The sequence below is a fragment of the uncultured Sphaerotilus sp. genome (assembly GCF_963924895.1).
Classification (GTDB): Bacteria; Pseudomonadota; Gammaproteobacteria; order Burkholderiales; family Burkholderiaceae_C; genus Sphaerotilus.
The window spans coordinates 1-12,974 of sequence record NZ_CAWURG010000067.1 but is presented as its reverse complement, the minus strand read 5'-3'; the positions used below and the strand labels follow the sequence as shown (position 1 = coordinate 12,974).

Genomic DNA, 12,974 nt, shown 5'->3' with positions numbered 1-12,974 from the left:
GCCTGGAGGCCGCCTGTGACCCCGACGCGACGTGATCTGCTGACCGCCGCTGCGGCCGGCACCGGCCTGCTGGCCACCCCGGACTGGCTGCACGCGGCCGAGGCGGGCGTGGCAACCCCGGCGAAGGTGCTGCGTTACGCCTTCAATGCGGCGGAAACCGGCTTCGACCCGCCGCAGGTGAGCGACCTCTACTCGCACACCATCACCGCGCACATCTTCGAGACGCTGCTGGAGTACGACCACCTGGCGCGGCCCTTCCTGATCCGGCCCTGCACGGCGGTCGCGCTGCCCGAGATCGCCGATGACCACCGCAGCTTCACGCTGAAGATACGCCCCGGCATCCTGTTCCACGACGACCCGGCGTTCAAAGGCCAGCCGCGCGAGCTGACCGCCGAGGACTACGTCTACACCCTCAAGCGCTACTACGATCCCGCGACCAAGAGCCCCGGCCACACCTCGCTGGAGGAGCAGGGGATCCTCGGCCTGCAGGCGCTGCGCGACGCGGCGATCCAGTCGAAGAAGCCGTTCGACTACAACCAGCCGGTGGAAGGTGCGCAGGCGCTGGACCGCTACACGCTGCGCTTCCGGCTGCGCGCATCGCGGCCACGGTTTCTCTACACGCTGGCCGGCATGGAGGCGATGGCGCGCGAGGTGGTCGAGTTTTACGGCGACAAGGTGATGGAGCACCCCATCGGCACCGGCCCCTTCCGGCTGGCCGAGTGGCGGCGCAGTTCGATGATCGTGATGGAGCGCTTCACCGGCTACCGCGAGCGCTTCTACGACGCCACGCCCAACCCGGACGACACCGAGGGCCAGGCGCTGCTGGCGCGCTTCAAGGGCCGGCGCATCCCCATGCTCGACCGGGTCGAGGTGTCGATCATCGAGGAGGCCCAGCCGCGCTGGCTCGCCTTCCTCAACGGCGAGCAGGACCTGCTGGAGCGCGTGCCGGCCGACTACATCCCGCAGGCGCTGGTGAAGGGCGAACTCGCGCCGCACCTCGCCAAGAAGGGCATCCGCAAGTACCGCATCGCTGGTTCGGACGTGACGATGACGGTCTTCAACATGGAAGACCCGCTGATCGGCGGACTGGCGCCGCAGCAGGTCGCGCTGCGCCGCGCGATCAGCCTCGGGCTCGACATCCAGCGCGAGATCCGCCTCGGCCGCCGCGGCGAAGCCATGCCCGCGCAAGCCGGCATCCAGCCCGGCACCTACGGCCACGACCCCGCGCTGCGCACCGAGATCGGCGAGTACCAGCCGGCCCGCGCCCGCGCGCTGCTCGACACCTGGGGCTATGTGGACCGCGACGGCGACGGCTGGCGCGAGCGCCCGGACGGCTCGAAGCTGACCCTCGTCATCCTGACGCAGGCCGACCAGACCAGCCGCCAGCTCGACGAGATCTACAAGAAGAACATGGACACGCTGGGCCTGAAGGTCGAGCTGAAGGTCGGCCAGTGGAGCGAGAACCTCAAGTCCACGCGGGCGGGCAAGTTCATGCTGTGGCGCGTCGGTTCCAGCGCCGGTTCGCCCGACGGACAGGGCGCGCTGGAGTGCGGCTACAGCGCCTCGGTCGGCAAGGGCAACATGGCGCGTTTCCAGCTCCCGGCCTTCGACCAGGTCTACGACCGCATCACCGCCCTGCCCGACGGCCCCGAGCGGCTCGCGGCCTTCCGCGAGGCGAACCGGCTGCTGCTGGCCTACGCGCCCTACCGCTTCCATGTGCACCGGCTCATCACCGACCTGACCCAGCCGCAGGTGATCGGCTACCGGCGGGCGCCCTTCTGGCTGACCTGGTGGCCGTACATCGACATCGATGCCGGGGCAACTCAGCGACCGAAATAGCAGGCCTGGGACCATTTCTGATAGAAAGTTGGCATCTTTCGCTGTAACAGCCGAACACTGGATCCCACATGGCGCCCCACGAGCCGCAAGAGCCGCAGATCACCCGTTACCTCCGCTGGCTGACCCTCCACCGCCGGCACTCGTTCGACACCTACGACGCCCTATGGCAATGGTCGGTCACGGATCTGGACGGTTTCTGGCAGTCGGTCTGGGACTACTTCGAGATCGAATCGCCCACGCCGCCGACCCGGGCGCTGGCCGAAGAGCGGATGCCGGGCGCCGTCTGGTTCCCGGGCACGCAGCTCAACTACGCCCGCCAGGTCTTCCGCCACGCCGACGCCGCGCACGGCGCCGACATCCCCGCCATCCTGTTCCGCAACGAGAGGCTGCAGGACGCAGGCCGCACGCTGTCGCTGAGCTGGTCGGAGCTGCGCCGCGAGGTCGCCTCGCTGGCGGTGGCGCTGCGGGGCATGGGCGTGCAGCGCAACGACCGCGTCGCCGCCTACCTGCCCAATGCGCCGCAGACGGTGGTGGCCTTCCTGGCCTGCGCCAGCCTGGGGGCGATCTGGTCGGTGTGTTCGCCGGACATGGGCGCACAGGCCGTGCTCGACCGCTTCCGCCAGATCGAACCCAAGGTGCTGATCGCCTGCGACGGCACCACCTACGGCGGCCGCGACCACGACCGCCTGCCGCTGGTCCACACCCTGCTGGACGGCCTGCCCAGCGTCGGGCACGTGGTCCTGTGGCCCTGCCTCGACAAGGACGCCGAGGTCGACGAGTTCGTCCGTCCCGGCCGGCGCGCCTACGACCTGCGCCCGCTGCTGGCTGGCAACCCCGAGTTCGAGCCGGAATGGCTGCCCTTCGACCACCCGCTGTGGATCGTCTACTCCAGCGGCACCACCGGCCTGCCCAAGCCCATCGTGCATGGCCACGGCGGCATCGTGCTGGAGTCGCTCAAGCTCAACACCCTGCACAACAACCTCGGCCCCACGGTGGACACCGGCGACCGCTTCCACTGGATCTCCTCGACCGGCTGGGTGATGTGGAACCTGCAGGTCGGCGGCCTGCTCGGCGGCACCACCCTCTGCCTCTTCGACGGCCACCCCGCCGGCAGCACCGAGTCGCCCGACTGGTCGCGCCTGTGGCAGTTCGTCGGCGAGACCGGGGTGACCTTCTTCGGCGCCGGTGCCGCCTTCCATGCCGGCGTGATGAAGGCCGGTATCGACCTGCGCCGGGTGACGGACCTGTCCGCGCTGCGCGCCATCGGCTCGACCGGCTCGCCACTGGCCCCCGAGTGCTACAACTGGCTCTGGGAACACCTGCCGCCGGTGCACGGCCAGCCGATCTGGATCACCTCGATCGCGGGCGGCACCGACTTCGCGGGCGCCTTCGTCGGTGGGCTGCCGACGCTGCCGAACCTGCCGGGCGAAATGCAGTGCCGCTGCCTGGGCGCGGCGGTCGAAGCCTGGACCGACCCGGACGCCAGCGGCCGCGGCCAGCCGCTGACCGACGCGGTGGGCGAGCTGGTCTGCACGCGGCCGATGCCCTCGATGCCACTGTATTTCTGGCGGGACACGGGCGACGTGCGCCTGACCGAGAGCTACTTCGCCCACTACCCGGCCAGCGAGAGCGGCTCGGCCATCTGGCGCCACGGCGACTGGGTCCGGCTGGTGCCGCACCCCGAGCAGGGCTACACCGGCGCCGTGATCCTGGGCCGCAGCGACGCCACGCTCAACCGCCACGGCATCCGCCTGGGCACCGCCGACCTCTACCGCGCGGTCGAGGCAATCCCCGAGGTGCTCGACAGCCTGGCGATCGACCTCGATCCCCCGGGCCAGCCGCACCGGCTGCTGCTCTTCGTGGTGCTGCAGACTGGCGCCGTGCTGGACGAGGCCCTGCAGGAGCGCCTGCGCCACGCCATCGCCACCCGCGCCTCGGCGCGCCACCTGCCCGACGAGATCCACGCCGTGCCGGGCATTCCGCGCACGCTGTCGGGCAAGAAGATGGAGCTGCCGGTGAAGCGGCTGCTGCTGGGCGCGGCGCCCGACACGGTGCTGCGCCGCGACGCGATCGCCAATGCCGAGGCGGTCGACTGGTTTGTGGACCACGCCCCGAATGGGGGCGCAGCTGCCCCGACTGTGTGACGATCCGGTGCAGGTTTGTTACTGCACGCATCGAAAGCACATGCAACGGAACCCCCGGATCACGGGGCCATCAACGGATAAATGGGCAATTTGCACGTTTATCAGGTGATACACGCCCGTCGGACCGCCTGAATCGACCAGACCCGACAAAGGTACTGGGCAGATCTGGTTACTTGCGCTGCGCGGCGCCATGCGTCAATGCATTCCATGTTGTCCCGGGACGCACCGGGCAACGACAACGACTGCGCAGCGCACGCCCCGTGCGGCGCGCTGACGGTGGCGCTGTTGGAATCTGACGATCCCATCGCCGCGGGCTGAGGTGCAGAGAGCGCCAGGTTCAGACCCCACGCGACGCGGAGCCGGATTCCAACAGCTTCCATTCCAGCCCCCACGCTCCCCCGGGTCTGGATGACAATGCCCACCGTGCCGACCTCTCTCTACTTTCTCCGCCACGCCACGGCCCAGGACCGCACCCTGCCGATGCCGGACGCCGAACGTGCGCTCACCGAAAAGGGCCTCGGCCAGGCCCGCGCCGTGGCCCGCTTCTGCGAGCGCCAGGGGCTGCTGCCCCAGCGCCTGCTCAGCAGCCCGCTGGTGCGCGCGGTCGAGACGGCCACCCAGTTCAGCCACCGCCTGCCCGACTGCCCCATGCCGCAGATCGTCGACTGGCTGCGCCTGGGCACCCCGGCCTCGGAAGCGCTCGCCCACCTGCGCGACCTGATCGACACCGAGGCGGACACCGGCTCGCTGTGGATGGTCGGCCACGAGCCGGACCTGTCCGACCTGATCAGCCGCCTGCTCGGCAGCCCGCACCCGATCGTGCGGGTCAAGAAGGCCTCGCTGACCTGCATCACGGTCGATGTGCGCAGCGCGCAGCCCGGACAGCTGCTCTGGTCGGTGCCCTGCGCGCTGATGGGCTGAAGAGAAACCCTGTAGTTCCATGGGTCTCCGGACCTTCAGCGTCAGCGGAGCTGCGGAGAATCGGCGCCATCGCCCCCAGGGTTTCCGCTCCGCACGATGTCCACCCGCTACCAACTCTCCGTCTGTCCGCACGACACCGCCAAGAACCTCGCCGGCTGGTTCCTGATCAACACCTACCTGCAGCGCAAGCTCGGGCTGGCGATGCGCTTCGAACCCCGCGACAACTTCAACGTCGAGCGCGAGCAGGTGCTCGCCGGCGGCATCCACCTGGTCTATGCCAACCCCTACAGCGCGCTGAAGTACGTGCATGAGCGCGGCTTCGTGCCGGTCGCCCGGCCGGCGGGGGTGTTCGACGAGACCATGCTGGTCGCCCGGCGCGGCGTCGGCCTGCCGGCGACACGGCCGCTGAAGGTCGCCTCGGCCACCGACAAGCTGATCGTGCACTTCCTCGGCCTGACGCTGCTGAACCAGCTGCAGGTGCCGCTGGCCGACTGCAGCTTCCACATGGCCGGCAACCACCTGAAGGCCGCGCAGGCCGTGCTCGCGGGGCAGGCCGATGTCGGTTTTGTCTTCAACGAGACCTGGCACGGCCTGAGCGCTTCCACCCGCGAAGCCCTGGACATCGTCGCCGCCACCGAGAGCCAGAGCGCCTCGCACTGCTTCTGCGTCGGCCCCGAACTGGCCGACCGGATCGAGGACGTGCGCGCAGTGTTGTGCGGCATGGACTCCGACCCGTCCGGCAAGAAGGTCCTCGAGGACCTGCGTTTCAGCCGTTTCGAGCCGATGGACCTCGCCGCGTTCGACCAGCTCACCACCTTGGTGCAGTGACTCCCCAGGCCGTGCCGCGGCCGCACCACGATCGTCTCGGGGTTTTCTCTGATACAGGGGGTTTCGGCATGGCGTGAATCTGCCAGCGTGGCAAGGTGAATCCACCCGGCACACCGACCGGGCACCTTCCCTGGGAGATTCCAATGAACAAGTCGATCCCGACCCCGATCCCGCACCGCACCCCCATCGCTGCCGCGGCCCTCGCCGCCCTCGTCCTGGGCGGTTGTGCCTCCAGCGCCAGCAACGAAGACATCAACACCCTGCCCGCCGGCATGGCCGGCGCCATCGTCGAGAAGACCTATGACGGCACGGCCGACGACCTGCTGACCGGCGGCCTCGGCAAGACCGGTCTGATGGGCGCCGCACCCGCCTACGCGGTGCCGGCCACGCCCACCGCGTCCGAACTGCGCCGCAACGCCATCTACAACAACTACCGCGCGCTGGTCGACTACACCCCGCTGGGCGGCATGGGCGTGCTCTACGGCCCGAACATCGACCTCACCGGCGCCAGCACCCTCGGCGAAGGCAAGATCGCCGGCCGCGAGTACATCGCCTACGCCGACGATGGCACCGGCCAGCAGAACGTCACGCTGATGGTGCAGGTGCCCGACAGCTTCGACGCGAAGAAACCCTGCATCGTCACCGCCACCTCGTCCGGCTCGCGCGGCGTCTACGGCGCCATCGGCACCGCGGGCGAGTGGGGCCTCAAGCGCGGCTGCGCGGTCGCCTACACCGACAAGGGCACCGGCAACGGCCTGCACGACCTCACCAGCGGCGCCGTCATGGCGCGCGACGGCACGATGCTCACCGCCGCCACCGCAGCCGGCAAGGCGGTCTTCCAGTCCGCCGCCGCAGCCTCGGACGTCGCCGCCTTCAACACAGCCACGCCCAACCGCGTCGCCTACAAGCACGCCCACTCGCAGCAGAACCCCGAGAAGGACTGGGGCAAGAACACCCTTGATGCCGTGCGGCTGGCCTTCTACGTGCTCAACGAGCGCTTCGGCACGGCCACCGCCGCCGACGCGAACAAGAAGATCCGCACCATCGTCCCCGGCAACACCATCGTCATCGCCTCGTCGGTGTCGAACGGTGGCGGCGCGGCGCTGGCCGCGGCCGAGCAGGACACCGAGGGCCTGATCGACGGCGTCGCGGTCTCCGAGCCGAACGCCCAGCCCGGCGCCAACACCGGCCTGACGATCCAGCAGGGCGCCGCCAATGTCGCCACGCACAGCAAGCCGCTGATCGACTACTTCACCTACGAAAACATCTACCAGCCCTGCGCTGCGCTGTCGTCGCAGGCGAGCCAGGTGCTGGCCGCCGCGTTCTGGCCGGCGGCGTACACCACCGCGGCGCAGAACCGCTGCGCCGCGCTGGCCGCCAAGGGCCTGCTCACCGGCGCCACGCTGGCCGCGCAGGCCGATGCGGCGCTCGCCAAGCTCAACAGCTACGGCTGGCAGGCCGAGAGCAACTTCTTCCAGCAGTCGCACTACCGCTTCGCCACCAACTCGATCGCCGTCACCTACGTCAACACCTACGGCCGGTTCAGCGTCACCGACAACGTCTGCGGCTTCAGCATGGCCAACACGACCGCCACCGGTGACGTCGCCGCCCAAGTGGCGGCAACCCAGGCCGGCCTGTTCGCCAGCGGCAACGGCGTGCCTCCGACCGGCGGCGTGAACCTCGTCTACAACCCGTCGGTTGGCGGCGCGAAGCTCGACCTGCTGGCCGTCTCGCCCACCAGTGGCACAGCGGACTTCGCATTCGACGGGGCGCTGTGCATGCGCTCGCTGGTCACGGGCAAGGACGAGGCCACGGGCGCCACGCTCACCGGCACCCTCAAGGCCCAGTCCGACCGTGTGATCGCCGGCATCAACGAGGTACAGCTCACCGCCAAGTTGCGCAGCAAGCCCACCATCATCGTCGCGGGCCGCAGCGACACGCTCCTGCCCGTGAACCACACTGCCCGCGCTTACTTCGGCAAGAACCAGTTGAGCGACACGGCCGCCGACGCCGCCAAGGTGCGCTACATCGAGGTGACCAACGCGCAGCACTTCGACACCTTCATCGCCTTCGGAGCGGCCTTTGGCTATGACACGCGGACCGTGCCGCTGCACCCGTACCTGAACCAGGCGCTGAACGCGATGTGGAACCACCTGAACACCGGCGCTGCGCTGCCGGTCAGCCAGGTGGTGCGCACCACGCCGCGGGCCACCAGCGCGACGGCGCTCTCGGCCGCCAACGTGCCGGCCATCGCCACGGCACCGGCCGCGGGTGACCAGATCGTGCTGACGGGCACCACGCTCAAAGTCCCGGACTGACGCACAGGAGGGCCGCGTCTCTAGAATGTTCCGCTTTCGCCCCGCGAGAGCATTCTGATGACCGGCCTGATCCGAATCCGTGGCGCCCGCCAGCACAACCTCAAGAACCTCGACCTCGACATCCGCACGGGCGAGCTGACGGTCGTCACCGGCCCGAGCGGGTCGGGCAAGTCCTCGCTGGTCTTCGACACGCTCTACGCCGAAGGCCAGCGGCGCTACGTCGAAACCTTCTCCGCCTACGCGCGCCAGTTCCTCGACCGGATGGACCGCCCCGCGGTGGATTCGGTCGAGGGCGTGCCCCCCGCCATCGCCATCGACCAGACCAACCCGGTGCGCACCAGCCGCTCCACGGTCGGCACGATGACGGAGCTGAACGACCACCTGAAGCTGCTGTTCGCCCGCGCGGCGCAGTTGTTCGACCAGGACACCGCGCAAGCCGTGCGCGAGGACGATCCGCAGAGCATCTGGCTGGACCTGCAGGCGCGCAGTGCAGCGGCGGGCGATCCGCGGCTGGTGATCACCTTCCCGGTCGAGCTGCCGGCCACGGTCACGCCCGAGGAGGTCGAGCAGTGGCTGTCCGCCAGCGGCTACACCCGCGTGCAGGCGGAGCGCGTGGTTGCCACACCGACCGGGCCGCGCAAGGTGCTGGATGTGGTGGCGGACCGGTTCCGGTTCTCGAATGCGGAGAAGGTGCGGGTGGTGGAGGCGCTGGAGGCGGCGTTGAAGCGGGGGAGTGGCAGGTGCAATGTTTATGCGATTGGCACGGGGGAGCCCCCTCCCCAGCCCTCCCCCGCTGGGGGAGGGAGTGAAGACAGCGTCTGGCGGTATAGCCAGGGGCTGCACTGCCCGGAGTCGGAACGCCGCTACAGCGCGCCGCAGCCGTCGATGTTCTCGTTCAACTCGGCGTTTGGCGCCTGCGAGACGTGCCGGGGCTTCGGGCGGGTGATTGGGGTGGACTTCGGGCTGGTGATTCCGGACCACCGCAAGACGCTGCGCGGCGGCGCCATCAAGACGCTGCAGACCCCGGCGTGGCAGGAATGCCAGGACGACCTGCTCAAGTACGCGGGCGACGCCGGCATTCCGCGCGACACCGCCTGGAGTCAGCTCAGTCCGGCGCAGCAGGCCTGGGTGATCGACGGCTCGCCGGACTGGAAGGGCGAGTGGAGCAAGCAGTGGTACGGCATCCGGCGCTTCTTCGAGTACCTGGAGAGCAAGGCCTACAAGATGCACATCCGCGTGCTCTTGTCGAAGTACCGCAGCTACACGCCCTGCGGCGTCTGTGGCGGGGCGCGGTTGAAGCTGGAATCGCTGCTGTGGCGCCTCGGCGAGAAGGGGCAGGCGGATCTGGCGCTGCCGGCCGAGAAGCGCTTCCTGCCGGTCGGCGTGAAGTGGTCCCGGGCGCAGCTCGAAGCGCTGCCGGGCCTGAGCCTGCACGACCTGATGCTGCTGCCGATCGACCGGATGCGGCGTTTCTTCGACGGGCTGGAGCTGCCGTCGCAGTTGCTGGACGACGCGCTGGAGCTGCTGCTCGACGAGATCCGCACACGGCTGAAGTACCTCTGCGACGTGGGCCTGGGCTACCTGTCGCTGGACCGGCAGAGCCGCACGCTGTCGGGCGGCGAGGTGCAGCGCATCAACCTGACGACCGCGCTCGGCACGTCTCTGGTGAACACGCTGTTCGTGCTGGACGAGCCGTCGATCGGGCTGCATCCGCGCGACATGGACCGCATCAACCAGGCGATGGCGCGGCTGCGCGACGCGGGCAACACGCTGGTGGTGGTGGAACACGACCCGGCCGTGATGCTCGCCGCCGACCGCATCATCGACCTCGGCCCCGGCCCGGGCACCCAAGGCGGGCGCATCGTCTTCGATGGCACGCCCGAAGACCTGAAAGGCGCCGAGACGCTGACCGGCGCCTACCTCGGCGCGCGGCGCACGATCGGCCTGGGGCTCGCGCGGCCGGTGCTGGACAGCACGCCGCGCCTCGTGCTCGAAGGTGTGCGCGAACACAACCTGAAGAACGTGACGGTCGAGTTCCCGCTGCAGCGCCTCGTCTGCGTCACGGGGGTGAGCGGCTCGGGCAAGTCCTCGCTGATCCAGGACGTGCTGGCCCCGGCGCTGGCGCGGCATTTCGGGCAGGCCACCGAATCGCCCGGCGCGCACGACCGGATGCTCGGCGCGGACTGGCTGAGCGACGCGGTGTTCGTCGACCAGAGCCCCATCGGCAAGACGGCGCGCTCCAACCCCGCGAGCTACGTCGGCGCCTTCGACACGATCCGCGACCTGTTCGCCGCGCTGCCGGAGTCGCAGCAGCGCAGCTACACGGCCGGCATGTTCAGCTTCAATGCGGGCGACGGCCGCTGCCCGACCTGCGGCGGCTCGGGCTTCGAGCATGTGGAGATGCAGTTCCTCAGCGACGTCTACCTGCGCTGCCCGGACTGCGACGGCACGCGCTACCGGGCCGAGATCCGCGAGGTGAAGATCGAGCGGTTGGGCAAGCCGATGTCCATCGCCGACGTGCTGGAGCTGACCGTCGCCGACGCGGTGCGGCTGTTCGCGCAGGACCGCGAGGTGGTGCGGGCGCTGCAGCCGCTGGCGGACGTGGGCCTCGACTACGTCAAGCTCGGCCAGCCGGTGCCCACGCTCTCGGGCGGCGAGGCGCAGCGGCTGAAGCTGTCCGGCTTCCTCGCCGAAGCCGCGAAGAGCGCCAGCGCCACCAAGCAGAAGCTGGCCAAGAAGGGCACGCTGTTCCTGTTCGACGAGCCGACCACCGGCCTGCACTTCGACGACATTGCCAAGCTGATGCGCTCGTTCCGCAAGCTGCTGGAGGCCGGGCACAGCCTGCTGGTGATCGAGCACAACCTCGACGTGGTGCGCGCCAGCGACTGGATCGTCGACCTTGGGCCGGAAGGCGGCGAGGCGGGCGGCGAGCTGGTGGCCGAAGGCACACCGGCCGATCTGCGGGCGCATCCGACGAGCCACACGGGGAAATCGCTGCGCGAGTACGAAACGGCGCTCGGGCATGGCGGCCTGCGCGTCGAGGAAGGCGTGCCGCTGCAGACCATCGTCAAGGCGCGCCGCGAACGCGCCCGGCTTGCCCACGACGACTGCATCCAGATCGTCAACGCCCGCGAGCACAACCTCAAGGGCCTGTCCGTCAACATCCCCCGCGGCAAGTTCACCGTCATCACCGGCGTCTCCGGCTCCGGCAAATCGACGCTCGCCTTCGACATCCTTTTCAACGAAGGCCAGCGCCGCTACCTGGAGAGCCTGAACGCCTACGCCCGCAGCATCGTGCAGCCCGCCGGTCGCCCCGAGGTGGACGCCGTCTGGGGCATCCCGCCGACCGTCGCCATCGAGCAGCGCCTCTCGCGCGGCGGGCGCAAGAGCACCGTGGCGACGACGACCGAGGTCTGGCACTTCCTGCGGCTGATGTACGTCAAGCTCGGCACGCAGTATTGCCCCACCTGCAGCGACTTCCACGCGCCGCCCGAGGACTGGGTCGCCGTGCAGCCGCAGACGCCGGAGTCGATCGCCGCGCAACTGCTGCGCGACCACCGCGGTCAGCACATCGGCCTGCTCGCGCCGCTGGTGATCGGGCGCAAGGGCGTCTACACCGACCTCGCCAAGTGGGCCAAGGGCAAGGGCTACGCGCACCTGCGGGTGGACGGCGAGTTCCTGCCGACCGACGCCTGGCCCAAGCTGGACCGCTACAAGGAGCACACGATCGAGCTGCCGGTGGCGGACCTGCTGGTCGATGTGTCGAACGAGGCGCGGCTGCGGGCGGCGCTGGCCGAGGCGCTGGAGCATGGCAAGGGCGTGCTGCACCTGCTGACGCCGCTCAAGTCGGCGCTGACGGCCAAGTCGCTGACCCTGTCGCTGGCGGCGGGCTTCCTGTCCACCGCGTTCCGCAGCAAGGCCAAGGTGTTCTCCACCAAGCGCGCCTGCCCGACCTGCGGCACCAGCTACCCCGAGCTGGACCCGCGCATGTTCAGCTACAACAGCAAGCACGGCTGGTGCCCCGAGTGCGTCGGCACCGGCCTGACGCTGACCGGCGAACAGCGCAAGGCGCTCGACGACAGCGTGAAGGACGACGGCGACAAGGGCCGCGAGAAGACGTTCGCCGAGCCGGAGGTCGAGGGGCTGGCGGAGGACAAGACCTGCGGCACCTGCGCTGGGGCGCGGTTGAACCCGGTGTCGCGGGCGGTGCGCTTCCGCGAAGCCTCGATCGCGGAGGTGGCGGCCAAGTCGGTGGACGACGGCCGGCGCTGGATCGAGGCGCACAAGCTCGACGGCCGCGAGTCCGCGATTGCCCGCGACGTGGTGACCGAGATCCGCAACCGGCTGAGCTTCCTCGGCGACGTGGGGCTGGGCTACCTGACGCTGGACCGCGCCGCGCCCACGCTCTCCGGCGGCGAGGCGCAGCGCATCCGGCTCGCCGCGCAGCTCGGCAGCAACCTGCAGGGCGTGTGCTACGTGCTCGACGAGCCGACCATCGGCCTGCACCCGCGCGACAACCGCATCCTGCTCGACGCAATGCACAAGCTCGGCAGCGCCGGCAACACGCTGGTGGTGGTCGAGCACGACGAGGACACCATCCGCCGCGCCGACCACATCATCGACATCGGCCCCGGCGCCGGCAAACGCGGCGGCCAGGTCACCGCACAGGGCACCGCCGCAGAGCTGATGGCCAACCCCGACTCGATCACCGGCCGCTTCCTCAACGCCCCGCTCAAGCACCCCACCCGCCCGCGCCGCCCGGTCGAGCCGGACGGGCCGGTGCTGACGCTGCGCGGGGCGTCGCTGCACAACCTGCAGCGCGTGGACGTGGAGGTGCCGCTGGCGCGACTGGTGGCGGTGACGGGCGTGTCGGGGTCGGGCAAATCGACGCTGGCCCGCGACGTGCTGCTGGCCAACGTGCAGG

6 protein-coding genes are annotated in these 12,974 nt (G+C 69.8%); all 6 read left to right on the top strand.

The genetic code is table 11. The features are described 5' to 3' along the window. The first annotated feature begins 15 nt into the window (after nt 1-15). Entirely contained in the window at nt 16-1,839 is a 1,824-nt protein-coding gene (locus tag AABN02_RS20735) for an ABC transporter substrate-binding protein (protein ID WP_338416811.1), read from the top strand. A 68-nt stretch (nt 1,840-1,907) separates the two neighbouring features. Next, entirely contained in the window at nt 1,908-3,983 is a 2,076-nt protein-coding gene (locus AABN02_RS20730) for an acetoacetate--CoA ligase (protein WP_338416810.1), read from the top strand. A gap of 423 nt (nt 3,984-4,406) precedes the next feature. Continuing rightward, nucleotides 4,407-4,904, top strand: a complete 498-nt coding sequence (locus AABN02_RS20725) for a histidine phosphatase family protein (protein WP_338416809.1) — start codon at nt 4,407-4,409, stop codon at nt 4,902-4,904. Nucleotides 4,905-5,000: 96 nt separating this feature from the next. Further along, on the top strand, nt 5,001-5,732 hold the full coding sequence (locus tag AABN02_RS20720) for a PhnD/SsuA/transferrin family substrate-binding protein (RefSeq protein ID WP_338416808.1): 732 nt from the start codon (nt 5,001-5,003) through the stop codon (nt 5,730-5,732). A gap of 143 nt (nt 5,733-5,875) precedes the next feature. After that, nucleotides 5,876-8,050: a 3-hydroxybutyrate oligomer hydrolase family protein gene (locus AABN02_RS20715; RefSeq protein ID WP_338416807.1), complete on the top strand. Its 2,175-nt coding sequence runs from the start codon at nt 5,876-5,878 to the stop codon at nt 8,048-8,050. A gap of 54 nt (nt 8,051-8,104) precedes the next feature. Further along, the coding region (gene uvrA, locus AABN02_RS20710; RefSeq protein ID WP_338416825.1) for an excinuclease ABC subunit UvrA at nt 8,105-12,974 on the top strand (4,870 nt) is incomplete at its 3' end.

What these genes read in the sequence shown, in the direction of transcription:
- AABN02_RS20730 (WP_338416810.1), top strand. Translation starts at nt 1,908, where the DNA reads ATGGCGCCCCACGAGCCGCAAGAGCCGCAGATCACCCGTTACCTCCGC.
- AABN02_RS20720 (WP_338416808.1), top strand. Translation starts at nt 5,001, where the DNA reads ATGTCCACCCGCTACCAACTCTCCGTCTGTCCGCACGACACCGCCAAG.
- AABN02_RS20715 (WP_338416807.1), top strand. Translation starts at nt 5,876, where the DNA reads ATGAACAAGTCGATCCCGACCCCGATCCCGCACCGCACCCCCATCGCT.